Genomic DNA, 23,626 nt, shown 5'->3' on the forward strand with positions numbered 1-23,626 from the left:
AGGACTATTGACAGGCCATATGAATTATGCTAAATTATATTAGCGACATTTTGAAGTCTTATTCCATTTACTAGGTAAGAGAGGTGTAGAAGATGCGCAACGCAGTAACATTGGCCTGCACTGAATGCAAACAACGCAATTATCAGACCAATAAAAACAAGAAAAACGATCCGGATAGATTGGAACTGAACAAATACTGCAAGTTCTGTAAAAAACAGACTTTACACAAAGAAACAAAATAACTTATAATAGTTAGAGTGTTTAGTAGGGGTATAGCTCAATTGGTAGAGTAGCGGTCTCCAAAACCGTTGGTTGAGGGTTCAAGTCCTTCTGCCCCTGCCAAGTGTAATGCCGGATGTGTTAGGTAGTAAAGACGGGATGTGAATCATATGGCGATGCAAGAGGCGGCGGAGCCGCAAGGAGCTTCTCGTTTTAAAAAATTTTTAAGGGAAGTTAAGTCCGAACTTAAAAAAGTGTCGTGGCCCGATAAACAAGAACTTATTTCATATACAGGTATTGTATTTATTTCTGTTGTGGTAGTCGCTCTAGTTATTTGGGCGGTAGATAATGTTTTTAACGAAGTGCTGCGACTGATACTTAAGTAGGGGGTGGGGGACTGAATTGTCCCTTGGTAACGATGGAATCAGAAAAACATTGGTATGTCATTCATACTTATTCTGGCTATGAAAATAAAGTAATGGCCAATTTGGAACGAAAAGTTCACTCCATGGGAATGGAAAATGAGATTTATCGCATTCTTGTTCCGATGGAAGATGAAGTGGAAGTAAAAGACGGTCAGAAAAAGGTATCCAAGAAAAAAGTATTCCCAGGTTATGTACTTGTGGAAATGATCGTAACGGATCGCTCTTGGTATGTTGTCCGCAATACTCCAGGCGTTACCGGTTTTGTCGGTTCCGGAACCAAACCAATCCCTCTCAGCAACGCCGAAGTGAAGCATATCCTAAAATCAATGGGAATTGAAGAGCTTAAACCGAAACTCAATATAGAGTTGAATCAACGTGTGCGCATTACATCTGGCGCCTTTGAGAATTGGACTGCTACGGTGGTTGAAATTTACCCGGAACGTTCTAAGTTGAAACTTTTAGTAGATATGTTTGGGCGTGAAACTCCGGTTGAATTAGACTATACACAAGTGGAAAAGCTGTAACAAGACGGCTTCGGCTGTTTTGCAAGTGGGAGGATCTTTGATCCGGTGACCACATTTGTTATGTAAGGAGGTGTAACCATGGCTAAAAAGGTAATTAAATTAGTAAAATTACAAGTTCCCGCAGCGAAAGCGACTCCGGCGCCTCCGGTTGGTCCTGCTCTCGGTCAAGCTGGTGTCAATATTATGGCGTTTGTTAAGGACTTTAATGAAAGAACAGCCAAACAGGCCGGTCTAATTATTCCGGTTGAAATTACTGTTTTTGAAGATAGATCCTTTACGTTTATTACAAAAACTCCTCCGGCCGCAATTCTGTTGAAGAAAGCAGCTGGTATTGAAACCGCTTCCGGTGAACCGAACAAGAAGAAAGTAGCCAAGGTTTCTCGTACGAAAGTTCGCGAAATCGCTGAAAGCAAAATGGCTGACTTAAATGCTGCCTCGATCGAAGCTGCAATGCGTATGATCGAAGGTACTGCCCGTAGCATGGGTATTGATATTATTGATTAATGTTTGGTGATTGTGGGAGGATTTTCCGCTAAAACCACAAGGAGGTAAAGCGAATGCCGAAATTTGGTAAAAAATATCAAGAAGCTGCTAAGCTGATTGATGAAACAAAAGTCTATGAAGTAGAAGAAGCTGTTGAATTAGCAAAGAAAACAGCAACAGCAAAATTTGACGAAACTGTTGAATTAGCTGTAAAACTCGGCGTAGATCCTAAATACGCTGATCAACAGGTCCGTGGCGCAGTTGTTCTGCCGCATGGTACTGGTAAAAGCAAACGCGTACTCGTTTTTGCAAAAGGCGAGAAAGCAAAAGAAGCTGAAGCTGCTGGCGCTGACTTTGTTGGAGCTGAAGAGCTTGTAGCTAAAATTCAAGGCGGCTGGGCTGATTTTGATGTAGCTGTAGCAACGCCTGATATGATGGGAACAGTTGGTCGACTTGGTAAAATCCTCGGACCTCGCGGTTTAATGCCGAATCCGAAGGTTGGCACAGTCACTTTAGATGTTACCCGAGCTATTAATGAAATTAAAGCTGGTAAAATCGAGTATCGTACCGATAAAGCCGGAAATATACATGCACCGATTGGCAAAGTTTCCTTTGACAATTCGAAACTTGTGGAAAATCTTACAACTCTCATTGATACACTGGTGAAAGTGAAACCAGCAGCTGCTAAAGGGCAGTACTTGCGGGCCATCACTCTCAGCACGACAATGGGTCCTGGCATTAAAGTCAACCCGCTGAAGGCTTCCGGCAAAAAAGAATAGTTCTCGATTGGCTGTAGACTGCAGGTCCTCTGAAATGAGGGTAATATTGCCTGCTGAGGCCGGAATCCGTAACGCTTAATTACGTAAGTTACGACCTCCGGATCTACGCCGAGAGGTCTTTTTGTTTGTCTTTTAAGGGTTGATTGATTATGAAGGAGGTGTACAGATAAGTGGCAGTAACAAATGAAAAAAAGCAAGTTGTAGCTGAACTGAAAGAAAAATTAGCCGCTACGAAAGGCGCCGTGTTAGTAAACTATCGCGGTTTGACTGTAGCTCAGGATACAAAGCTTCGTCGGAAATTCCGTGAAGCAGGTGTAGAATACTTTGTTGCTAAAAATACAATGCTTCGCTTGGCAGCAGCTGAAGCTGGCATTGAAGGTCTTGATTCTCATCTGGAAGGACCTAGCGCAATTGCAATTTCTACAACGGATCCTGTGGCTCCGGCTAAAGTCGTTGCTGAGTTTTTGAAAGAAAACAAAGTAATGGAAATCAAAGCCGGCCTTGTAGAAGGTCAGGTTATTGACGCAGCAGGCGTAAAAGCGCTGGCAGATCTTCCTTCTCGCGAAGTTCTTCTTTCTCGCGTTTTGGCTGGTATGCAATCGCCAATCGTTGGCTTTGTCAACGTACTTCAAGGCAGCATCCGCAATCTCGTGTATGCGCTTGAAGCCGTTCGTCAACAGAAAGAATCAGCTTAAGATTTCTTAAGCCGTAGTAAGTAAGTAAAAAAACAAAACAAATAACGGAGGGTTTTTATAATGACTAAAGAACAAATCATGGAAGCTATTGAATCTATGACAGTATTGGAACTGTCCGAGCTTGTTAAAGCTTTAGAAGAAAAATTCGGTGTATCCGCAGCTGCTCCTGTAGCTGTTGCAGCTGCTCCTGCAGCTGGCGGCGCTGCTGCTGCTGAAGAAAAAACTGAATTCGACGTAATTTTGGCTAGCGCTGGCGCTTCCAAAATCAACGTAATCAAAGTTGTTCGCGAAGTAACTGGTCTTGGCCTCAAAGAAGCTAAAGAATTAGTTGATGGCGCACCTAAAGCTATTAAAGAAAAAGTTGCTAAAGCTGACGCTGACGCTCTGAAAGCTAAATTAGAAGAAGCTGGCGCAACTGTAGAAGTTAAATAATTTTGCAAAAGTCAGACGCCCGGAATTCTGGGCGTCTAATTTTTTTCATAATTATCTTGACTAATTCAACAAAACGTGATAACATTTTAAATTGCGATACGTAAATGTATTTTATCAAGATTTACGTTGCGAAAATGTATAAATTTTATATTGGCAGGAAATAGTAATATGGTGGAAGCTAAAGAACATTTCACCAATTAAAACAAGCAAGGTCCTTATGATGAAAGTTGAACCTTGCTTCTTTTTCGTATTTCTTGTTCTTAAGGCAGGATGTAATTCTGATTCGGTCTTAAGGTGAAAGATTTGTATGTTGAGTCAAAAAGGGCTAAGGGGTGAAGGATTTCATGTTCAATCCTGTTCCGGTGGGCAAGAGAGAAAGGTACAGTTATGCAAAAATTAATGAAGTGCTGGATATGCCCAACCTGATCGAACTTCAGAAGAATTCTTACCAATGGTTTTTGCGCGAAGGTTTACAAGAAATTTTTCATGATGTATCACCAATTCAAGATTTTACGGGAAACCTCGTATTATCCTTTGAAAATTTCACCTTGGGCGAACCAAAGTATGATGTGGAAGAATGCAAGGAGCGCGACGTAACTTATTCAGCGCCGCTTCGAGTCAATGTTCGCCTAATCAATCGTGAAACAGGCGAAATTAAAGAACAAGAAGTATTTATGGGCGATTTTCCGCTGATGACCGAAACGGGTACATTTATTATCAATGGGGCGGAACGTGTTATTGTTAGTCAGCTCGTTCGTTCGCCTGGCGTTTATTATGGTGAAACCATTGACACAAGCGGCAAAAAACTCTACAACGCCACAGTCATTCCTAATCGCGGAGCTTGGCTGGAGTTTGAAACAGATGCAAATGACGTGCTTTCCGTGCGGGTGGACCGTACGCGTAAGCTTCCTGCGACGATTTTGATTAGAGCGCTCGGTTATACGTCGGGCGTAGCGATTAATGAACTTTTCTATGATGACGCGCGGATTCGCGCGACGCTTGAACGCGATAATACAGATTCCAAAGAAGAAGCTTTAGTCGAAATTTACAAGCGTCTCCGTCCTGGCGAACCGCCAACGGTAGAAAATGCAACACAGCTTTTGGAATCGCTTTTCTTTGATCCGAAGCGCTATGACTTAGCGACGGTCGGTCGTTATAAATTAACTAAGAAATTAGGCTGGCGCCGCCGGCTTTATGGGAAAACCCTATATGAACCACTTGTAGATCGCGCTAGCGGCGAAATTATTTTGCCTGCTGACACGATTATGGATGAGACTGCTTGTGATACAGTGGAAGAAAGCGGTATTTTTCACAGTGAAACGTTGGAAGGTCGCTTAGTTGAAGTGAAAATTAAGCAAAAAGACGGAACGCCACTGAAAGTAATCTGCAATACGGGGCTGCCTTATCAGCACCGTACGATTACGAAGGAAGATATTCTTGCTTCTATCAGCTATTTGCTCAATCTAATGGAAGGCGTTGGCACAACGGATGATATTGATCATCTGGGCAATCGTCGTCTCCGTTCGGTTGGTGAATTGCTGCAGAATCAGTTCCGCATTGGCTTGTCTCGTATGGAACGCGTTGTAAAAGAACGTATGACCATTCAAGACGTTGATGTGATTACACCACAGGCTTTGATTAACATTCGACCTGTTGTAGCGGCAATTAAAGAATTTTTCGGTTCCAGCCAGTTGTCACAGTTTATGGATCAGACGAATCCACTGGCAGAACTTACCCATAAACGGCGTTTAAGCGCCTTGGGACCTGGCGGCTTAAGTCGTGAACGAGCTGGCTTTGAAGTCCGCGACGTTCACCATTCTCACTATGGTCGCATGTGTCCGATTGAAACGCCAGAAGGTCCGAATATCGGTCTGATTGGTTCTCTTTCTACGTTTGCCCGAATTAATGAATTCGGCTTTATTGAGACTCCTTACCGGAAAATCGATAAAGTAAATCGTAAAGTAACGGAAGATGTTTACTATCTGACTGCTGACGAAGAAGATGAAATGATTGTTGCTCAGGCCAACGAAGCGTTAGGCGACGATGGTTGGTTTAAAGAAGAAAGAGTAACAGCCCGTTCGAAACATGATACCCTCATTGTTCCGGCGGAAAAAGTAGATTATATGGACGTATCGCCAAAACAGGTGGTTTCCATTGCAACAGCGATGATCCCCTTCTTGGAAAATGATGATGCTAACCGTGCCTTAATGGGTGCGAACATGCAGCGTCAGGCTGTTCCTCTATTAAAAACTCAGGCGCCGCTTGTTGGTACTGGGATGGAGTATAAAGCAGCTTGTGACTCTGGTGTTTGCGTTCTAGCGAAACGGCCAGGCGTAATTGAACGTGTTACGGCCAATGAAGTTCATATTCGCACCGAAAGTGGCGCACTTGATACATACAAGCTCTTAAAGTATTTGCGTTCCAATCAGGGAACTTGTATCAATCAAAAGCCGATTGTATATCGCGGCGAAAAAGTAGTAAAAGGACAGGTACTTGCTGACGGACCGTCGACCGATAAAGGCGAGCTGGCTCTTGGTTATAATGTGCTTGTTGCGTTTATGCCTTGGGAAGGCTATAACTACGAAGATGCTATTCTTTTAAGTGAAAAACTTGTCAAAGAAGATATCTTTACATCCATTCATATTGAAGAATATGAATGCGATGCTCGTGATACAAAACTTGGACCGGAAGAAATTACTCGTGATATTCCTAACGTAGCCGAAGAAGTGTTGCGTGATCTTGATGATCAAGGGATTATCCGCGTTGGCGCTGAAGTACGGCCTGGCGATATTCTCGTTGGTAAGGTAACGCCGAAAGGGGAAACCGAATTAACTGCTGAAGAACGACTGCTTCGGGCAATTTTCGGTGAAAAAGCTCGCGAAGTGCGTGATACGTCACTTAGAGTACCTCATGGCGAAGCTGGTAAAATTGTTGACGTTAAGGTATTTACGCGAGAAAATGGCGATGAATTGCCACCAGGCGTCAATGAACTTGTCCGCGTTTATATTGCACAGAAACGTAAGATTTCTGAAGGCGATAAAATGGCCGGTCGTCATGGTAACAAAGGGGTTGTTTCCCGGATTATGCGGGAAGAGGATATGCCATTTTTACCAGACGGCACACCAGTACAGATTGTGTTAAATCCGCTCGGCGTACCATCTCGTATGAACATCGGTCAGGTTTTGGAAACACATTTAGGCTGGGCGGCTCACGTAATTGGTCTTAAAATTAAAGCTGGCGATTTGAATATTGCGGAAAAGCTAAAAGAAGTCAATTACGACGTTGATACGTATGGTCTGCCAAAACCCGATAAAGCGGGCGTTCATTTGGCAACACCTGTTTTCGACGGTGCAACCTATCAGGATATTTTAAACACGCTCCATGTTGCTGGCGCATCAGAAGATGGTAAAACCATTCTATATGATGGCCGTACGGGCGAACCTTTTGATAATAAAGTTACTGTTGGCTATGTGTATATGCTGAAATTAGCTCACTTAGTTGATGATAAAATTCATGCGCGTTCCACTGGTCCGTACTCACTTGTTACGCAGCAGCCGCTCGGCGGTAAAGCGCAATTTGGCGGCCAGCGCTTCGGCGAAATGGAAGTTTGGGCCCTGGAGGCCTATGGCGCCGCTTATACGCTGCAAGAGCTCTTGACAGTGAAATCTGATGACGTGGTTGGTCGTGTAAAAACATACGAAGCCATTGTCAAAGGCGAAAATGTACCGGAACCAGGCGTGCCTGAATCCTTTAAAGTACTAATTAAAGAACTCCAAAGTATTGGTCTCGATATTAAGATTCTTACAGAAGATGCTAAAGAAATTCAGATTCGCGACACCGATGATGATGTGCATGAAACAGCTCAAGAGCTGGAACTGAATCTGACCGGCGATGATATTAGCCATAGTTCCCACGGCTTGGCTAATAATGAAATGGTCGATGAAAATGCTGACGAACTGGAAGCAGGCGATCATTTAGGGCCGATTGAAGAAGAGCTTGATATTATTGCTGAAATCGGTGAAATGGATCATGACAGCGATTTGAAGCTGCCGCCGCGGGATGACGAAGACGATTTATAAGATTCATTCGTCGAAAAAACGAGGAAAAAGATCATCAGAACTTTGAGTAAGCTATGAAGGGAGCGATCCTCCTTGTTGGATGTAAACAATTTTGATTCGATGCGTATTGGATTAGCTTCACCTGATCAAATCCGCAAATGGTCTCACGGCGAAGTCAAAAAGCCGGAAACTATTAACTATCGTACCTTAAAACCCGAGCGGGAAGGCCTCTTTTGCGAAAAGATATTTGGACCAACACGCGATTGGGAATGTCATTGCGGCAAGTATAAGCGCATTCGCTATAAGGGCATTGTCTGCGATCGCTGCGGCGTCGAAGTAACCCGTTCGAAAGTTCGTCGGGAACGCATGGGCCATATTGAACTGGCTGCCCCTGTTTCGCATATTTGGTATTTTAAAGGAATTCCGAGCCGTATGGGGTTGATTCTTGACATCTCCCCGCGGTCTTTGGAAAAAGTTCTTTACTTTGCTTCTTATATCGTATTAGATCCTGGTGACACGCCGCTCATGAAACGGCAACTGCTGAATGAAAGCGAATACCGTGAGTATCGCGATAAATACGGCAGTGCCTTTAAAGTTGGCATGGGCGCTGAAGCGATTAAAAAACTTCTCGAAGAGCTTGATCTTGAGAAAATGAGTCGCGAGCTTCGCCAGGAACTGAAAGAAGTCAGCGGGCAGAGAAAGATCCGGGCGATTCGTCGCTTGGAGGTTTCCGAAGCCTTCAGAAAGTCAGGCAATCGTCCGGAGTGGATGATTATGGATGTTGTTCCGGTTATACCACCGGAACTGCGTCCGATGGTACAGCTTGACGGCGGACGTTTTGCCACTTCCGACCTCAATGATTTGTATCGTCGCGTGATCAACCGGAATAATCGATTGAAACGTTTGTTAGACCTCGGTGCGCCTGATATTATTGTACGCAACGAAAAACGGATGCTCCAGGAAGCTGTCGATGCTTTGATTGACAATGGCCGTCGCGGTCGTCCGGTTACCGGACCTGGCAATCGTCCGTTAAAATCTTTAAGTGATATGCTGAAAGGCAAACAAGGTCGTTTCCGTCAGAATCTACTGGGAAAACGTGTTGACTATTCTGGTCGTAGCGTTATCGTTGTCGGTCCGGAACTGAAACTCCATCAGTGCGGTCTGCCAAAAGAAATGGCTCTTGAGCTCTTTAAGCCTTTTGTTATGAAAAAACTGGTCAATGCCGGTCATGCTCATAATATCAAAAGCGCTAAACGGATGGTAGAACGCGTTCGTCCAGAAGTATGGGATGTCTTAGAAGAAGTTATTAAAGAACATCCTGTTCTCTTGAACCGTGCGCCAACACTTCATCGTCTGGGTATTCAGGCCTTTGAACCGGTTCTTTCCGAAGGCCGCGCCATCAAACTTCATCCGCTTGTTTGTACGGCTTATAACGCCGACTTCGACGGTGACCAAATGGCAGTTCACGTACCTCTTTCCGCTGAAGCGCAGTCAGAAGCCCGCCTACTCATGCTAGCGGCTCACAATATCTTGTCAACGAAAGACGGCAAGCCTGTTGTAACTCCGACGCAGGATATGGTTCTTGGCGCTTATTATTTGACGATTGAACGCCCTGGCGCTTTGGGAGAAGGAACTATTTTCTCCAATTCGACTGAAGCGTTACTGGCTTATCAGCAGAAAACGACGCATTTGCAAGCGCCTGTTAAAGTGCGTATGCCAGGTCATGGTCTTGTCAATACGACAATCGGTCGCTTGATCTTCAATGAAGCATTGCCAGAAGAACTTCGCTATTATTATCAAAAAGATGGCGAAACTTGTCTTGGTATCTTGATGGATAAAAAACAGCTTGGTAAACTTGTTGCGGAATGCTACCGTGTATTTGGCAATACGAAAACAGCTGATGTAATTGATAATGTAAAACGTCTCGGTTATGCTTTTGCTTGCCGAGCTGGTATGACAATTGCAATTTCCGATATTATTGTGCCAGAAGCGAAGAAAGATATTATTGCTGAGGCTGAACATGATGTCGACGTCATTGATAAGCAATTCCGTCGCGGCCTGATCACTGATGATGAACGTTATAAAAAAGTTATTACGCTTTGGACAAAAGCGACAGATGATGTAACACATGCTCTGATGAATTCACTTGATGAATTCAATCCTGTATACATGATGGCTACGTCTGGTGCTCGTGGTAACATTCAGCAGATTCGTCAGCTGGCTGGTATGCGCGGTTTGATGGCTGATCCTTCGGGACGTATCATCGATTTACCAATTAAAGCAAACTTCCGTGAAGGTCTTACCGTGTTAGAGTACTTTATTTCGACACATGGTGCTCGTAAAGGTTTGGCTGATACGGCTCTTCGTACGGCTGACTCCGGGTATCTTACCCGCCGTCTTGTTGACGTAGCGCAGGATGTAATTATCCGGGAAGAAGACTGCGATGTCATCGGTATCAATCTTGTTAGAGAACGGGCTCGACTGGCGCAAACAAGTGCTAGCGCTATTCACATGCTGAAAGACGCATTACTTGGCCGTGTCGTAGCTGAAGATATTGTCAGTCCGAAAGACGATAGCCTGTTAGTGGCTCATGATACAGTCCTTGCTGAAGCGCATCTTGATGTAATTGGCGAAAATGCCGTTGCTGAAATTAAGTTGCGCGGCAGAGAAGACGAATCAGAAGATATGAAAAACTCGGCTGAAATCGAAACGATTACCCTCGGTGAACCAGAAGAGCATACGCGTCAGCACCTGAAACAGGCGATGATTCGCGAAATGCTGGGCAAAAATACCACTGCTGCTGTAACAACAAATAGTGGCGAAGAAATTGTTCCCGCTGATACGCCGCTACTGGAAGAGCATATTGAAGCGATTCTAGCTAGCGATGTTAAAGAAGTTAAAGTGAGAAACAATAATATTCAAGGTATTTATGTAGAAGATATTACCGAAGGCAACAGCGTTATTGAAAAACTGAGTGATCGTCTGATTGGTCGTGTCGCAGCGGAAGATATTATTGATGAAACTACTGGCGAAGTACTTGTGCCGCTTAATGGCATGATGGACGAACTTCTGGCTGAAAAAGTAGCTAAGGTCAAAAAACGCGTTAAAATCCGTTCTGTTCTCAATTGTAAATCACGCTACGGCGTCTGCATTAAATGCTATGGCCGTAACTTGGCTACAGGCCATACGGTAGATGTAGGCGAAGCAGTTGGTATTATTGCCGCTCAGTCAATCGGCGAACCGGGCACACAGCTTACAATGCGTACATTCCATACCGGCGGTGTTGCCGGTGACGATATTACGCAGGGTCTGCCTCGTGTCGAAGAACTGTTCGAAGCGAGAAAGCCAAAACGGCAAGCGATTATTACCGAAGTGGACGGAACGGTTGAAGTTAAAGAAGTCAAAGGACAGAGAAAAGTTACGATTATTCCGTCTGGTGGCGGCGAAGAGCATATTTACAGCATCCCTTACGGCGCTCGTATGACAGTCCGCGATGGAATGACCGTAGAAGCTGGCGATCGCTTAACAGAAGGCGCAGTAAATCCTCATGATATTTTACGCGTCAGCGGTTTAAGAGCAACACAGCGCTACCTTGTCCATGAAGTACAGAAAGTTTATAAATCTCAAGGCGTTGAAATCAACGACAAGCATTTGGAAGTTATGGTTCGCCAAATGATGCATAAAGTCAAAGTGGAAGAAGCCGGTGATACGGAACTTCTGCCAGGCGAATATATCGATATTATTACTTTTGAAGAAGAAAACGCCAAAACCATGGAAAGCGGTGGCGAACCGGCTATTGCTCGTCCGATTCTCCTTGGTATTACCAAAGCTTCCTTGGCTACTGACTCTTTCTTATCGGCAGCTTCCTTCCAGGAAACGACTCGTGTCCTGACTGAAGCAGCGATTAAAGGTAAAGTCGATCCGCTCTTGGGCTTGAAAGAAAATGTTATTATTGGTAAGCTTGTACCGGCAGGAACAGGCATGAGCCGTTATAGCAATATCAAAACAATTAAACCTGTATCATCAGAAGAAAGCAATTCTTAATAGCTGAGGCAGGAGTTTAACACAAGAAAGCGCAGGTTTATCTGCGCTTTCTTGTTAAAATGATACACACGGAAGCGTGGGCATAAAAAGTATTGATTTTATTAGAAGAATAGTTGACATTGACTACTGGTAGTGATAAAATATCAGAGTGCCCAGAAGAAAAAAATATTTTTTCCGATGGTTGCTTGTCGCAAAGGAGTGAATTACGGTGTTGCAAAACCTGAAAAATGCCAAGAAAGTGATTGGAATTAAACAAGTCACCAAAGCCGTGGAAAAAGGGTTAGCAAATCGTGTGTGGGTGGCGGACGATGCGGAAGAACGTCTCGTTGAACCGCTCAAAACTCTTTGTAAGAGTAAAGGAGTTGCTCTCGAAGCGGGAATGACAATGGCTGAGCTTGGAAAGGCCTGTGCAATTGAGGTCGGTGCGGCGGCTGTAGCAGTTGTTGCTGAAGGGTAAGTTAAAAAATTTCATGTTTTCTTAAAGGAAATATGAAATTCTTTATAACTATCAATCTAAATTTTGGGAAGGAGGTGCCAGGATGCCAACAATTAACCAATTAGTACGCAAAAGCAGACAAACAATGGAGCAAAAATCCACTGCGCCGGCTTTGAAAGAAAGCCCGCAAAAACGTGGTGTTTGCACAAGAGTATATACAACGACTCCGAAAAAACCAAACTCCGCATTGCGTAAGGTTGCTCGTGTACGTTTAACTAACGGAATCGAAGTAACTGCTTACATCCCCGGTATCGGCCACAACTTGCAAGAACATAGCGTGGTTCTGATTCGTGGCGGTAGAGTAAAAGATTTACCAGGTGTTCGTTATCACATTATCCGCGGTGCGCTTGATACTGCAGGTGTGCAAAAACGAGGTCAGGGTAGATCGAAATACGGTGCGAAACGTGCGAAGAAATAAGACGCGTAACTAGGTTTGAGTTTTGAAGAAGGAGGGAATGTTCATGCCGAGAAAAGGTGCAGTACCAAAGCGTGACGTGTTACCAGATCCAGTATACAATTCTAAAATTGTTACTCGGTTCATTAATAAAGTAATGCTTGATGGTAAAAAAGGCGTTGCAGAAAGCATCGTTTATAATGCTTTTGAAATCGTAAGAGCAAAGACCGGTAAGGATCCGTTAGAAGTATTTGATCAGGCAATGAAAAATGTTATGCCTGTACTAGAAGTAAGAGCTCGTCGTGTTGGTGGTGCTAACTACCAGGTTCCTGTGGAAGTTCGCAGCGACCGTCGACTGACTCTGGGAATTCGTTGGATGGTTGATTACAGCCGTAAACGCGGTGAAAAAACCATGCACGAAAGATTGGCTGCCGAATTGATGGATGCAGCAAATAACACAGGTGCAGCAATTAAGAAAAAAGAAGATACCCATAAAATGGCGGAAGCCAATAAGGCGTTTGCTCATTATCGGTGGTAACAGTGAGGAGTGAAAGATAGTGGCCAGAAAGTTTACACTTGAAAATACGCGTAACATTGGCATCATGGCTCATATCGACGCTGGAAAAACCACTACCACAGAACGTATTCTGTTCTATACAGGCAGAGTGCATAAGATTGGCGAAGTACATGATGGCGCTGCGACGATGGACTGGATGGTGCAAGAACAAGAAAGAGGTATCACGATTACCTCGGCGGCCACTACAGCCCAGTGGAAAGGCCATCGCATTAACATCATTGACACACCAGGACACGTGGACTTTACAGTAGAAGTAGAACGGTCCCTGCGCGTTCTTGATGGCTCGGTAGCTGTCTTCTGTGCAAAGGGTGGCGTAGAGCCTCAGTCTGAAACCGTTTGGCGTCAGGCTGATAAATACAGCGTTCCCCGCATGGCTTATGTAAATAAAATGGATATTATCGGTGCTGATTTCTATCGCGTTGTCGATATGATGAAAGACCGTCTCCATGCTAATGCGGTTCCTATTCAATTGCCAATTGGCTTTGAAGATACCTATGTTGGCCTGATTGACCTTGTAGAAATGAAAGCTCATATCTACACCGACGATCTTGGCAAAACAAATGAAGAAGCAGACATTCCGGAAGATATGAAGGAATTGACTGATAAATATCGTCAGAACTTGCTTGATGCAGTTGCTGAAAGCGATGACGAATTAATGATGAAATATCTCGAAGGCGAAGAGTTTACTGTTGAAGAGATCAAAGCAGGGATTCGTAAAGCAACGATCGCTTGCAAAATGACTCCTGTTCTTTGTGGTTCTTCCTACAAAAACAAAGGCGTTCAGCCGCTGCTTGACGCAGTTGTCGACTTTATGCCGGCTCCAATCGATATCCCGGCTATTAAGGGTGTAAACCCTGATTCGGGTGAAGAGGACGAACGTGCATCGAGCGATGAACTTCCTTTCTCAGCTTTAGCCTTTAAAATTATGGCTGACCCTTATGTCGGCAAACTTGCTTTCTTCCGCGTTTACTCTGGTAAAATTTCTTCCGGTTCTTATGTGTTCAATTCTACTAAAGGTAAAAAAGAACGCATTGGCCGTATCCTTCAGATGCATGCCAACCATCGTGAAGAAATTGACACAGTGTATACAGGCGATATCGCTGCAGCTGTTGGTCTGAAAGACACAACGACTGGCGACACGCTTTGCGATGATAAGAGCCCTATTATTCTTGAGTCTATGGTATTCCCTGAGCCGGTTATCTCTGTAGCCGTTGAACCGAAAACCAAAGCTGACCAAGAAAAAATGGGTATTGCTCTGGCAAGACTTGCAGAAGAAGATCCTACTTTCCGGATGAATACTGATCAGGAAACTGGTCAAACAATCATTTCTGGTATGGGTGAACTTCACTTAGAAATCATTGTTGACCGTATGCTGCGTGAATTCAAGGTAGAATGCAACGTGGGTAAACCGCAGGTTGCTTACCGTGAAACAATCCGCAAGCAGGTTAAAGCGGAAGGTAAATTTGTTCGTCAGTCCGGTGGTCGTGGTCAATATGGTCATTGCTGGCTTGAACTTATTCCGCAAGAACCTGGTACTGGCTTTAGCTTTGAAAGCAAAATCGTTGGTGGTGCGATTCCTAGAGAATACATTTCACCAATTGAAGCTGGTATCAAAGAAGCCATGGAAAACGGCGTTGTAGCTGGTTATCCAATGGTAGATATCAAAGTTCAAGTATTTGACGGTTCTTACCATGACGTTGACTCCTCAGAAATGGCCTTTAAAATTGCTGGTTCCATGGGCTTCAAAGCCGGTGCTCAAAAAGCAAATCCAGTACTGTTAGAGCCTTATGAAAAAGTCGAAGTCATTGTTCCTGAAGAATACATGGGCGACGTTATCGGTGATTTGAATTCTCGTCGTGGTCGCATTGAAGGTATGGAATCTCGTGCTGGTGCTCAAAGCATCAAAGCCTATGTTCCTCTTGCTGAAATGTTTGGTTATGCAACAGATCTTCGTTCTCGGACGCAAGGTCGTGGCAACTACTCGATGGAATTCCATCATTATGAAGATGTTCCCAAAAATATTTCCGAAGCTATTGTCACGAAAGTGAAAGGCTAAATCGGAGCAAAAAAATAAGTCTTAGGAGGCAAAACTAATGGCTAAGAAAAAGTTTGAAAGAACAAAACCGCATGTTAACATTGGAACCATCGGTCACGTTGACCATGGTAAAACATCCTTAACAGCAGCAATCACGATGACGCTGGCAAAAGCAGGCGGCGCAGAGTTCATGGCATATGACATGATCGATAAAGCTCCTGAAGAAAGAGAACGCGGTATTACAATCAATACAGCTCACGTAGAATATGAAACTGAAAACCGCCACTATGCCCACGTTGACTGCCCAGGCCATGCTGACTATGTAAAAAACATGATCACCGGCGCAGCGCAGATGGACGGAGCAATCTTGGTAGTAAGTGCAGCTGACGGCCCGATGCCTCAGACTCGCGAACATATCCTTCTTTCCCGTCAGGTAGGCGTACCTGCAATGGTCGTATTCTTGAACAAGATGGACCTTGTAGATGACGCAGAACTGATCGAATTGGTAGAAATGGAAGTTCGTGAACTTCTCTCCAGTTATGAATTCCCTGGCGATGACATCCCTGTAATCGCAGGTTCTGCAGTAAAAGCTCTGGAATGCGCTTGTGGCAAACGCGATTGCGAATGGTGCGGCAAAATCCATGAACTGATGGATGCAGTAGATGAATACATTCCTACCCCTGTTCGTGATACGGACAAAACGTTCTTAATGCCAGTCGAAGACGTGTTCACGATCACGGGTCGTGGTACAGTAGCAACAGGCCGTGTAGAACGTGGCGTAGTAAAAGTTGGCGATACAATTGAAATCGTCGGCATGCAGGAAAAAGCAAAATCTACGGTTGTAACAGGCGTAGAAATGTTCCGCAAACTTCTTGACAGCGCTGTAGCAGGCGACAACATCGGAGCACTGCTGCGTGGTGTTGAAAGAAAAGATATCGAACGCGGTCAAGTACTTGCAAAACCAGGTTCGATTAACCCTCATACGAAATATGCTGCTGAAGTATATGTATTGAGCAAAGAAGAAGGCGGCCGTCATACACCGTTCTTCAATGGTTACCGTCCACAGTTCTACTTCAGAACAACTGACGTAACTGGAGTCGTTACGCTTCCAGAAGGCGTAGAAATGGTAATGCCTGGCGACAACATTCGCATGAATATTGAACTCATCACCCCGATTGCAATGGAAGAAGGACTTCGCTTTGCAATTCGTGAAGGCGGCCGTACTGTTGGCGCCGGTGTTGTTACTGCCATTAATGCATAAGAGATTTACAACCAAGGCTGCTGAGAGTGCGCTATGCACTCTTGGCGCAAGCCTTATGGAACAAGGCGATGAGGTGGAAGGTTGCTGGAAACAGGGGAATTTCCACTGAGAACTGTCCGTTCAATGAAACTGGGCGATAAGGAGGCAATAAAAAATGGCGAAACAACAAAAGATTCGCATTCGTTTAAAAGCATATGATCATAAGGCTCTTGATCAAAGTGCAGTAAAAATTGTAGACACAGCTAAGAGAAGTGGTGCCATGGTATCTGGTCCTATTCCTCTTCCGACAGAAAAAAATATCTTTACGATTCTTCGTTCACCTCATGTTAATAAAGACTCGCGTGAGCAATTCGAAATGCGTACTCACAAACGTCTGATTGACATTTTGGAACCAACTGCAAAGACTGTAGACGCTCTCATGCGTTTAGATCTTCCAGCTGGTGTGGACATTGAAATCAAGCTGTAGGAAGGAGGATGTAGAATATGGCTAAAGCAATTATTGGTAAAAAGATTGGCATGACCCAAATATTTACGGCTGAAGGAAAAGTAATTCCTGTAACAGTATTGGAAGCGGGAAACAACGTTGTACTTCAAAACAGAACAATTGAAAACGATGGCTATAATTCAGTCCAACTTGGTTTTGGCACTGTGAAAGATAAACATGTAACGAAACCGATGAAAGGCCACTTCGAAAAAGCTGGCGTGAAACCGGTTAAGTTTATCCGTGAACTGCGTTTGTCCGATCCTTCTGAATATACAGTAGGTCAGAGTGTTGGCGTCGATACGTTTGCTGAAGGTGACCTTGTTGATGTTACCGGCGTAAGCAAAGGTAAAGGTTTTGCCGGCGGTATCAAACGCCATAATTTCAGACGCGGACCTATGGGTCACGGCTCGAAATCCCACCGCGAACCTGGTTCTATCGGACCTAGAATGAGCGGCGGCGGCGGTAAAGTTTTCAAAGGCAAAAAACTGCCAGGTCGTATGGGCGGACAGCAAGTTACAGTTCAGCGCTTAGCAGTTGTCCGGGTTGATGAAGCTCGCAATCTGCTTCTCATCAAAGGTGCAATTCCGGGCCCTAAAGGCGGCTTTATTGTAATTAAAAACACTGTAAAACCGGGGAAATAACCCTGGACTGTAAGAAAGGAGGATGTACTACATGCCGAAAGTAGCAGTATATAATATCGCTGGTGAACAGACTGGCGAATTGGAATTAAATGATAACGTATTTAGCGTAGAAGTTCTTGACGCAGTGATGCATCAGGCAGTTGTTATGCAGCTGGCTAATCAGCGTCAGGGCAATGCTTCTACGAAAACAAGAGGATTGGTTCGTGGCGGCGGCAGAAAACCTTGGAAACAAAAAGGCACTGGCCGTGCTCGTTCCGGCAGCACCCGTTCTCCCATCTGGGTTGGCGGCGGTACTGTATTCGGACCTCTGCCGAGAAGCTATTCCTTCTCCATGCCGAGAAAAGCCCGCCGTTTGGCGATCAAAGGTGCTTTGACGGCGAAAGTGCAGGAAGGCGAATTGACAGTTGTTGATGCAATCAACTTTGCTGAACCTAAAACGAAAAGCGTTGTATCCATGCTCGCTAACTTGAAATCAGATAAGAAATCTCTGATTATCACAGCGGAACAGGATGAAACGGTAGAAAAATCTTCTCGTAACATTCCCGGCGTAAAAACGATTACGTCGAAAAGCTTAAATGTCTATGATATCCTCTATCATGACAAAGTAGTTATTACGAAAGATGCAGTCGCCAAGATTGAGGAGGTGCTTGCATAATGTCTAACGCACGCGATATCATCATCCGTCCTCTGATTACGGAAAAAACAACTGCTATGATGCAAGAAAACAAATTCACTTTTGTGGTTCGTTTAACTGCTAATAAAGTTGAAATCCGTCAGGCGATTGAAGAAGTTTTCAATGTAAAAGTATTAAAAGTTAACACGGTGCGCGTTCTTGGCAAAACCAAACGCATGGGCCGTACGCAGGGCAAACGCTCTGATTATAAAAAAGCGATCGTCACACTCGCTGCTGGCGAAACGATCCCATTCTTCGAAGGTGTTCTGTAAGTAAAATTTTAATGTAAAGGAGGGACACTTATGGCAACAAAAAGTTTTAAACCTTACGCTCCTGGTCGTCGTTTTATGACCGTTGCTGATTTTTCCGAAATTACAACGAATAAACCAGAACGTTCTCTCGTAGAACCTCTGAATAAATATGCCGGTCGTAATAATCAAGGTCGTTTGACAGTTCGTCATCAAGGCGGCGGTCATAAACGTTTATATCGTATCATCGATTTCAAACGTACGAAAGACGGCATTCCTGCCAAAGTGGCTACCATAGAATATGATCCTAACCGTTCTTCTCGCATTGCTCTTTTGAACTATGCAGACGGTGAAAAACGCTATATTATCGCACCGAATGGTTTGAAAATCGGCGATACTGTAGTAAGCGGTTCTGAATCCGATATTAAGACAGGCAACTGCCTGCCGCTGAAAAACATTCCAGTTGGTACTTTAGTACACAACATTGAACTCAAAATTGGCAAAGGCGCTCAGCTCGCTCGTTCCGCTGGTTCTGTAGCTCAGCTCATGGCTAAAGAAGGCGATCATGCATTGCTTCGTTTACCTTCTGGTGAAATCAGAAAAGTGCATGTAAACTGCCGGGCCACTGTTGGTCAGGTCGGCCATTTAGAACATGAAAACATTACGATTGGTAAAGCTGGTCGTTCTCGCTGGCTTGGGATTCGTCCTGCTAACCGCGGTGTTGCAATGAATCCTTGTGACCATCCACATGGTGGTGGTGAAGGTCGTTCGCCAGTCGGCCGCAAACATCCTGTTACTCCTTGGGGTAAACATGCGATGGGTGCTAAAACCCGCGTGAAGAAAGCTTCCGATAAGCTGATCGTGAAAAGACGTACGAAATAGATCGTAGAGAAGGGAGGCCAAAATAGGTGTCCAGATCCATTAAAAAAGGACCTTTTGTCCATGCCAGCTTGCTCAGCAAGATTAACGGCTTAAACGAAAAGAACGAAAAGAAAGTCATCAAAACCTGGTCGCGCGCTTCTACAATTCTGCCAAGCTTTGTAGGACATACCATTGCTGTACATGACGGTCGCAAACATGTGCCGGTTTATGTAACAGAAGATATGGTCGGCCATAAACTGGGTGAATTTGCACCGACTCGTACCTACAAAGGGCATGCAGGCAGCGAAAAATCATCCGGATTGAAGTAAGCCGAGAGGGGGATAAACTATGGAAGCCAAAGCAGTGGCGAAGCACATTCGAATTGCTCCTCGCAAAGTTCGCATCGTAATTGATTTAATTCGCGGTAAGAATGTTGGCGAAGCCTTCGCAATTTTGAAGCACGTGCCTAAAGTAGGATCCGAAGTGATCGAAAAAGTATTGAAATCAGCAGTTGCTAATGCTGAACACAATTGTGATATGAACGCTGACAATCTTTATGTAGCAGAAGCTTTTGTTGATCAAGGGCCAACACTAAAAAGAATCCATCCTCGTTCCAGAGGACAGGCGTTTAAAATTTTAAAACGTACGAGCCATGTTAGCATCGTCGTAAAAGAAAGATAAAAGGCGAAGGAGGGAAATAGAGTGGGTCAAAAAGTTAATCCGCATGGTCTTCGCCTTGGTATCATTAAAACGTGGGATGCGAAATGGTATGCCGGCAAAGACTTTGCAAAAAACTTACACGAAGATTTGAAAATTCGTAAATTCTTAAAACAGAAACTTTATGCTTCGGGAGTTGCTCTGATTGAAATCGAACGGGCGGCTAATCGGACGAAAGTTACGATTCATACAGCTAAACCGGGCATGGTAATTGGCCGCGGTGGCAGCGGAATTGAAGAAATCCGTAAAAATCTTGCAGCACTCACAGGCAAATCGATTGATGTAAATATTGCAGAAATCAAACATGCCGAATTAAGCGCAACGCTTGTTGCTGAAAATATTGCTTCCCAGCTTGAAAGACGTATTGCTTTCCGTCGGGCTATGAAACAGACCATCGGACGCACGATGCGTATGGGAGCAAAAGGTATTAAAGTTATGGTAGGCGGCCGTTTGGGCGGTGCAGAAATTGCCCGTAGTGAAAGCGTTCGTGAAGGAAGTATTCCTCTGCACACGCTTCGCGCCGACATTGATTATGGAACAGCTGAAGCTCATACTACTTATGGTCGTATCGGCGTAAAAGTCTGGATCTATAAAGGTGAAGTATTGCCTGAAGCAAAAAAGGCAGTCGCTACCGTTGAGGAAGGGAGCGAAAACTAATGCTGATCCCGAAAAGAGTGAAACATCGTAAACAGTTTCGCGGACGCATGAAAGGTCGCGCCAACAAAGGCAACACCGTAAGCCATGGCGAATTTGGCTTGGTTGCTTTAGAACCGTCCTGGATTACGAACCGTCAAATCGAAGCAGCCCGTATTGCTATGACTCGTTATATCAAACGTGGCGGTAAAGTTTGGATCAAAATATTCCCGGATAAACCCATCACGGCAAAACCGGCTGAAACCCGCATGGGTAGTGGTAAAGGTTCGCCTGAATACTGGGTAGCTGTTGTAAAACCGGGCCGCGTCATGTTCGAAATGGCTGGCGTACCGGAAGAAATTGCACGCGAAGCAATGCGTCTTGCGGCACATAAACTGCCGATCAAATCGAAATTTGTGACACGTGAAGAAACAGCAGCGCCGGAACAAGAAGTGGGTGGTGACGAATAATGAAGGTTAAAGACATCCGCGAATTCAGCGCAACTGAATTGGAACAAAAATTAGCTGGGCTTAAAGACGAACTTTTTAACCTCAGATTTCAGCACGCAACCGGTCAGCTCGAAAATCCGGTTCGCATTCGTGAAGTGAAAAAGACGATCGCCCGCATTAAAACAATTCAACGGGAACGTGAATTGAAAGCATAAAGCCTTAATTGATAGAACTCTTCAAGGAAGGGGGACGCTAGAACGTGTCTGAAATTAGAAACGATCGTAAAGTAAGAATTGGCAAGGTTGTCAGCGATAAAATGGATAAAACTGTTGTTGTTGCCGTAGAACGCCTTGTACAACATGCTCTTTATAAAAAATCGGTGAAACAAACCGTGAAATTTAAAGCCCATGACGAAAACAATGAAAGCCATATCGGCGACACTGTTAAGATTATGGAAACTCGTCCGTTATCAAAAGACAAACGCTGGAGAGTCGTGGAGATTCTGGAAAAAGCGAAATAATCTTATCTTAAAAGACTCGTCGATAAGGAGGGAAAACGATGATCCAACAACAAACCATTATGAACGTGGCTGATAACACTGGCGCGAAAAAACTGATGTGTATCCGCGTACTTGGCGGTTCTTACCGTAAATACGGCAACATCGGTGATGTGGTCGTCGCTGCTGTAAAAGATGCTGCACCAGGCGGTGTTGTAAAAAAAGGCGACGTTGTAAAAGCTGTTATTGTTCGTTCGCGTAAAGGTCTGCGTCGTCCCGACGGATCTTATATCCGTTTTGATGAAAATGCAGCAGTCGTAATCAAAGATGATAAGAGCCCCCGCGGCACTCGTATCTTTGGACCAGTAGCCAGAGAACTTCGTGAAAAAGATTTCATGAAAATCATCTCGTTGGCACCGGAAGTTATCTAGTACTAGTATAGGAGGTGTCCTGTTTTGTCCGAGACTGTGAAATTGCACGTCAAAAAAGGCGATACTGTAAAAGTATTGTCTGGTAAAGATAAAGGCAAACAGGGGAAAGTCATTGAAGCGCAGCCGAAAAAAGGCAAAATCGTTGTTGAAGGCGTAAGCAAAGTAAAACGCCACACGAAACCAAGCGCTAAAATGCCCCAGGGCGGCATTCTGGTAAAAGAGGCTGCTATTCATTCAGCCAAAGTAATGCTCGTTTGCCCAGCTTGTAACGAACCAACTCGCATCAAAAAAACCGCTCTTTCTAGCGGCGTTTTTGCGCGTACTTGCAAAAAGTGCGGCGAGATTATTGATAAAGATAAATAAAGCGGAAAGGAGGTATTCGTAAATGGCCCGCTTAAAAGATAAGTTTGTGAGCGAAATCGCTAAGGAAATGATGACAAAGTTCGGTTATAAGAACGTCATGGAAATTCCTAAAGTTGAAAAAATCGTAATTAACATGGGTGTTGGTGAAGCTGTCGGTAATCCGAAAGTTCTCGACGCAGCTGTAGCTGACCTTACGCAGATCGCTGGTCAGAAACCGGTTGTAACTCGTGCAAAAAAATCAATCGCTGCTTTTAAAATTCGTCAGGGTATGCCGATCGGAACGAAAGTCACCCTGCGCGGCGACAGAATGTACGAATTCCTTGATAAATTAATCAATGTTTCATTACCTCGCGTACGTGACTTCCGCGGCATTAGCCCGAAAGCATTTGACGGTCGTGGCAACTATACGCTCGGCGTAAAAGAACAATTGATTTTCCCGGAAATTGATTATGATAAGATCGATAAAATCCGCGGAATGGATATCATTATCGTAACGACAGCAAAGACGGACGAAGAAGCCCGTGAATTGCTCCGTTTGATGGGGATGCCGTTCAGCGCATAAAGGAGGGACACTCGTGGCCAAAAAGGCATTGATTGAAAAATGGAAACGCGAACCGAAATTCAGCGTTCGTAAATACAATAGATGCAAAGTTTGCGGTCGTCCGCACGGCTATATCCGCAAATTTGAATTGTGCCGTATCTGCTTCAGAGAATTGAGCTACAAAGGTGCTATCCCTGGAGTAACTAAAGCAAGCTGGTAAGCCATTGAGAAAGGAGGAAATCTGAAATGGTAATGACTGATCCTATCGCCGATCTACTGACTCGCATCCGTAATGCTAACTCGGTATATCATGATAAAGTTGAAATTCCTGCGTCGAATATTAAACGCGCTGTTGCCGAAATTCTAAAATCTGAAGGTTTTATTAAAGATTTTGAGTGCATTTCTGACAACAAGCAGGGCGTCATTCGCGTTAGCTTAAAATATGGCCCGAATCGGGAAAAAGTTATTAACGGAATTAAACGTATTTCTAAACCCGGACTTCGCGTATATGTGAAGAGCACTCACCTGCCTCGCGTATTAGGTGGTCTCGGAATTGCAGTAATTTCCACATCTAAAGGAATTATGACTGATAAACAAGCACGTAAAGAAGGCCTTGGCGGCGAAGTTATCGCGTACGTCTGGTAATCATTTTTTGACTAGGAGGTGC

Annotated in this window: 30 protein-coding genes and 1 tRNA gene; all 31 read left to right on the forward strand. The window is 44.4% G+C overall.

Annotated features, from left to right (window positions below):
- Positions 1 to 92: 92 nt before the first annotated feature.
- The 31 genes from rpmG to rpsH all read left to right on the forward strand — a co-directional run bounded on the left by rpmG (position 93) and on the right by rpsH (position 23,604).
- Positions 93 to 242: a 50S ribosomal protein L33 gene (rpmG, locus tag AC0MXB_RS00185; protein ID WP_474037374.1), complete on the forward strand. Its 150-nt coding sequence runs from the start codon at positions 93 to 95 to the stop codon at positions 240 to 242.
- A 24-nt stretch (positions 243 to 266) separates the two neighbouring features.
- Positions 267 to 342: transfer RNA gene (locus AC0MXB_RS00190), tRNA-Trp, on the forward strand.
- A 47-nt stretch (positions 343 to 389) separates the two neighbouring features.
- Positions 390 to 605 (forward strand): preprotein translocase subunit SecE, encoded by a 216-nt coding sequence (gene secE, locus AC0MXB_RS00195; RefSeq protein ID WP_474037376.1) that lies wholly within the window; start codon positions 390 to 392, stop codon positions 603 to 605.
- Between the two features lie 32 nt (positions 606 to 637).
- A complete protein-coding gene (nusG, locus tag AC0MXB_RS00200) occupies positions 638 to 1,168 on the forward strand; it encodes a transcription termination/antitermination protein NusG (RefSeq protein WP_474038718.1) in 531 nt (176 codons plus the stop codon).
- 78 nt (positions 1,169 to 1,246) lie between these two features.
- Positions 1,247 to 1,672: a 50S ribosomal protein L11 gene (gene rplK / locus AC0MXB_RS00205; protein ID WP_474037377.1), complete on the forward strand. Its 426-nt coding sequence runs from the start codon at positions 1,247 to 1,249 to the stop codon at positions 1,670 to 1,672.
- A gap of 53 nt (positions 1,673 to 1,725) precedes the next feature.
- Entirely contained in the window at positions 1,726 to 2,430 is a 705-nt protein-coding gene (gene rplA, locus AC0MXB_RS00210; RefSeq protein ID WP_474037379.1) for a 50S ribosomal protein L1, read from the forward strand.
- A gap of 170 nt (positions 2,431 to 2,600) precedes the next feature.
- Complete coding sequence (gene rplJ, locus AC0MXB_RS00215) at positions 2,601 to 3,125, forward strand: 50S ribosomal protein L10 (RefSeq protein ID WP_474037381.1); 525 nt, start codon at positions 2,601 to 2,603, stop codon at positions 3,123 to 3,125.
- 60 nt (positions 3,126 to 3,185) lie between these two features.
- Positions 3,186 to 3,557: a 50S ribosomal protein L7/L12 gene (gene rplL, locus AC0MXB_RS00220; protein WP_474037383.1), complete on the forward strand. Its 372-nt coding sequence runs from the start codon at positions 3,186 to 3,188 to the stop codon at positions 3,555 to 3,557.
- Between the two features lie 344 nt (positions 3,558 to 3,901).
- The gene (gene rpoB / locus AC0MXB_RS00225; protein ID WP_474037384.1) at positions 3,902 to 7,636 is read left to right on the forward strand and encodes a DNA-directed RNA polymerase subunit beta; all 3,735 of its coding nucleotides are present in this window, start codon (positions 3,902 to 3,904) and stop codon (positions 7,634 to 7,636) included.
- 72 nt (positions 7,637 to 7,708) lie between these two features.
- On the forward strand, positions 7,709 to 11,659 hold the full coding sequence (rpoC, locus tag AC0MXB_RS00230) for a DNA-directed RNA polymerase subunit beta' (protein ID WP_474037385.1): 3,951 nt from the start codon (positions 7,709 to 7,711) through the stop codon (positions 11,657 to 11,659).
- A gap of 208 nt (positions 11,660 to 11,867) precedes the next feature.
- Positions 11,868 to 12,116 carry a L7Ae/L30e/S12e/Gadd45 family ribosomal protein gene (locus tag AC0MXB_RS00235; protein WP_474037386.1) on the forward strand — a complete coding sequence of 83 codons (249 nt, stop codon included), beginning with the start codon at positions 11,868 to 11,870 and terminating at the stop codon, positions 12,114 to 12,116.
- A gap of 82 nt (positions 12,117 to 12,198) precedes the next feature.
- On the forward strand, positions 12,199 to 12,573 hold the full coding sequence (gene rpsL / locus AC0MXB_RS00240) for a 30S ribosomal protein S12 (protein ID WP_474037387.1): 375 nt from the start codon (positions 12,199 to 12,201) through the stop codon (positions 12,571 to 12,573).
- A 43-nt stretch (positions 12,574 to 12,616) separates the two neighbouring features.
- Entirely contained in the window at positions 12,617 to 13,087 is a 471-nt protein-coding gene (rpsG, locus tag AC0MXB_RS00245; protein WP_474037388.1) for a 30S ribosomal protein S7, read from the forward strand.
- Positions 13,088 to 13,106: 19 nt separating this feature from the next.
- Positions 13,107 to 15,182: an elongation factor G gene (gene fusA / locus AC0MXB_RS00250; protein WP_474037390.1), complete on the forward strand. Its 2,076-nt coding sequence runs from the start codon at positions 13,107 to 13,109 to the stop codon at positions 15,180 to 15,182.
- A gap of 37 nt (positions 15,183 to 15,219) precedes the next feature.
- Positions 15,220 to 16,422 (forward strand): elongation factor Tu, encoded by a 1,203-nt coding sequence (gene tuf, locus AC0MXB_RS00255; RefSeq protein WP_474037391.1) that lies wholly within the window; start codon positions 15,220 to 15,222, stop codon positions 16,420 to 16,422.
- A 154-nt stretch (positions 16,423 to 16,576) separates the two neighbouring features.
- Positions 16,577 to 16,888 (forward strand): 30S ribosomal protein S10, encoded by a 312-nt coding sequence (rpsJ, locus tag AC0MXB_RS00260; protein WP_474037393.1) that lies wholly within the window; start codon positions 16,577 to 16,579, stop codon positions 16,886 to 16,888.
- 17 nt (positions 16,889 to 16,905) lie between these two features.
- Complete coding sequence (gene rplC, locus AC0MXB_RS00265; protein WP_474037394.1) at positions 16,906 to 17,547, forward strand: 50S ribosomal protein L3; 642 nt, start codon at positions 16,906 to 16,908, stop codon at positions 17,545 to 17,547.
- Between the two features lie 31 nt (positions 17,548 to 17,578).
- Positions 17,579 to 18,202, forward strand: coding sequence for a 50S ribosomal protein L4 (gene rplD / locus AC0MXB_RS00270; RefSeq protein ID WP_474037395.1), 624 nt, complete (start codon positions 17,579 to 17,581; stop codon positions 18,200 to 18,202).
- Positions 18,202 to 18,492, forward strand: a complete 291-nt coding sequence (rplW, locus tag AC0MXB_RS00275) for a 50S ribosomal protein L23 (protein ID WP_474037396.1) — start codon at positions 18,202 to 18,204, stop codon at positions 18,490 to 18,492. The genes rplD and rplW overlap by 1 nt, the downstream gene beginning before the upstream one ends.
- A 30-nt stretch (positions 18,493 to 18,522) precedes the next feature.
- Complete coding sequence (rplB, locus tag AC0MXB_RS00280; protein ID WP_474037397.1) at positions 18,523 to 19,350, forward strand: 50S ribosomal protein L2; 828 nt, start codon at positions 18,523 to 18,525, stop codon at positions 19,348 to 19,350.
- A 26-nt stretch (positions 19,351 to 19,376) separates the two neighbouring features.
- Complete coding sequence (rpsS, locus tag AC0MXB_RS00285; RefSeq protein WP_474037398.1) at positions 19,377 to 19,658, forward strand: 30S ribosomal protein S19; 282 nt, start codon at positions 19,377 to 19,379, stop codon at positions 19,656 to 19,658.
- Positions 19,659 to 19,677: 19 nt separating this feature from the next.
- The gene (gene rplV, locus AC0MXB_RS00290) at positions 19,678 to 20,010 is read left to right on the forward strand and encodes a 50S ribosomal protein L22 (RefSeq protein WP_474037399.1); all 333 of its coding nucleotides are present in this window, start codon (positions 19,678 to 19,680) and stop codon (positions 20,008 to 20,010) included.
- Positions 20,011 to 20,031: 21 nt separating this feature from the next.
- Entirely contained in the window at positions 20,032 to 20,703 is a 672-nt protein-coding gene (gene rpsC, locus AC0MXB_RS00295; RefSeq protein ID WP_474037400.1) for a 30S ribosomal protein S3, read from the forward strand.
- Positions 20,703 to 21,149, forward strand: a complete 447-nt coding sequence (gene rplP, locus AC0MXB_RS00300) for a 50S ribosomal protein L16 (RefSeq protein ID WP_474037402.1) — start codon at positions 20,703 to 20,705, stop codon at positions 21,147 to 21,149. Before rpsC ends, rplP begins: the two co-directional genes overlap by 1 nt.
- Entirely contained in the window at positions 21,149 to 21,343 is a 195-nt protein-coding gene (gene rpmC / locus AC0MXB_RS00305) for a 50S ribosomal protein L29 (protein WP_474037403.1), read from the forward strand. The genes rplP and rpmC overlap by 1 nt, the downstream gene beginning before the upstream one ends.
- 44 nt (positions 21,344 to 21,387) lie before the next feature.
- Entirely contained in the window at positions 21,388 to 21,648 is a 261-nt protein-coding gene (rpsQ, locus tag AC0MXB_RS00310; RefSeq protein ID WP_474037404.1) for a 30S ribosomal protein S17, read from the forward strand.
- 38 nt (positions 21,649 to 21,686) lie between these two features.
- The gene (rplN, locus tag AC0MXB_RS00315) at positions 21,687 to 22,055 is read left to right on the forward strand and encodes a 50S ribosomal protein L14 (protein ID WP_474037405.1); all 369 of its coding nucleotides are present in this window, start codon (positions 21,687 to 21,689) and stop codon (positions 22,053 to 22,055) included.
- 24 nt (positions 22,056 to 22,079) lie between these two features.
- Complete coding sequence (gene rplX / locus AC0MXB_RS00320) at positions 22,080 to 22,418, forward strand: 50S ribosomal protein L24 (protein WP_474037406.1); 339 nt, start codon at positions 22,080 to 22,082, stop codon at positions 22,416 to 22,418.
- A 22-nt stretch (positions 22,419 to 22,440) separates the two neighbouring features.
- Positions 22,441 to 22,980: a 50S ribosomal protein L5 gene (gene rplE / locus AC0MXB_RS00325; RefSeq protein ID WP_474037408.1), complete on the forward strand. Its 540-nt coding sequence runs from the start codon at positions 22,441 to 22,443 to the stop codon at positions 22,978 to 22,980.
- A 13-nt stretch (positions 22,981 to 22,993) separates the two neighbouring features.
- Positions 22,994 to 23,179, forward strand: coding sequence for a type Z 30S ribosomal protein S14 (locus AC0MXB_RS00330; RefSeq protein ID WP_474037409.1), 186 nt, complete (start codon positions 22,994 to 22,996; stop codon positions 23,177 to 23,179).
- Between the two features lie 26 nt (positions 23,180 to 23,205).
- Complete coding sequence (rpsH, locus tag AC0MXB_RS00335; RefSeq protein WP_474037410.1) at positions 23,206 to 23,604, forward strand: 30S ribosomal protein S8; 399 nt, start codon at positions 23,206 to 23,208, stop codon at positions 23,602 to 23,604.
- Positions 23,605 to 23,626 lie beyond the last annotated feature (22 nt).

Source organism: Pelorhabdus sp. sgz311001, from assembly GCF_055901755.1.

Coding starts and splice junctions, on each gene's coding strand:
- rpsJ (WP_474037393.1), top strand. CDS start 16,577: ATGGCGAAACAACAAAAGATTCGCATTCGTTTAAAAGCATATGATCAT.
- rplK (WP_474037377.1), top strand. CDS start 1,247: ATGGCTAAAAAGGTAATTAAATTAGTAAAATTACAAGTTCCCGCAGCG.
- rpsH (WP_474037410.1), top strand. CDS start 23,206: ATGGTAATGACTGATCCTATCGCCGATCTACTGACTCGCATCCGTAAT.
- rplC (WP_474037394.1), top strand. CDS start 16,906: ATGGCTAAAGCAATTATTGGTAAAAAGATTGGCATGACCCAAATATTT.
- rplN (WP_474037405.1), top strand. CDS start 21,687: ATGATCCAACAACAAACCATTATGAACGTGGCTGATAACACTGGCGCG.
- rpmC (WP_474037403.1), top strand. CDS start 21,149: ATGAAGGTTAAAGACATCCGCGAATTCAGCGCAACTGAATTGGAACAA.
- rpmG (WP_474037374.1), top strand. CDS start 93: ATGCGCAACGCAGTAACATTGGCCTGCACTGAATGCAAACAACGCAAT.
- rplB (WP_474037397.1), top strand. CDS start 18,523: ATGGCAACAAAAAGTTTTAAACCTTACGCTCCTGGTCGTCGTTTTATG.
- nusG (WP_474038718.1), top strand. CDS start 638: ATGGAATCAGAAAAACATTGGTATGTCATTCATACTTATTCTGGCTAT.
- rplA (WP_474037379.1), top strand. CDS start 1,726: ATGCCGAAATTTGGTAAAAAATATCAAGAAGCTGCTAAGCTGATTGAT.
- rpsG (WP_474037388.1), top strand. CDS start 12,617: ATGCCGAGAAAAGGTGCAGTACCAAAGCGTGACGTGTTACCAGATCCA.
- secE (WP_474037376.1), top strand. CDS start 390: ATGGCGATGCAAGAGGCGGCGGAGCCGCAAGGAGCTTCTCGTTTTAAA.
- rpsL (WP_474037387.1), top strand. CDS start 12,199: ATGCCAACAATTAACCAATTAGTACGCAAAAGCAGACAAACAATGGAG.
- rplP (WP_474037402.1), top strand. CDS start 20,703: ATGCTGATCCCGAAAAGAGTGAAACATCGTAAACAGTTTCGCGGACGC.
- rpoB (WP_474037384.1), top strand. CDS start 3,902: ATGTTCAATCCTGTTCCGGTGGGCAAGAGAGAAAGGTACAGTTATGCA.
- rplV (WP_474037399.1), top strand. CDS start 19,678: ATGGAAGCCAAAGCAGTGGCGAAGCACATTCGAATTGCTCCTCGCAAA.
- rplW (WP_474037396.1), top strand. CDS start 18,202: ATGTCTAACGCACGCGATATCATCATCCGTCCTCTGATTACGGAAAAA.
- rplE (WP_474037408.1), top strand. CDS start 22,441: ATGGCCCGCTTAAAAGATAAGTTTGTGAGCGAAATCGCTAAGGAAATG.
- rplL (WP_474037383.1), top strand. CDS start 3,186: ATGACTAAAGAACAAATCATGGAAGCTATTGAATCTATGACAGTATTG.
- rplD (WP_474037395.1), top strand. CDS start 17,579: ATGCCGAAAGTAGCAGTATATAATATCGCTGGTGAACAGACTGGCGAA.
- tuf (WP_474037391.1), top strand. CDS start 15,220: ATGGCTAAGAAAAAGTTTGAAAGAACAAAACCGCATGTTAACATTGGA.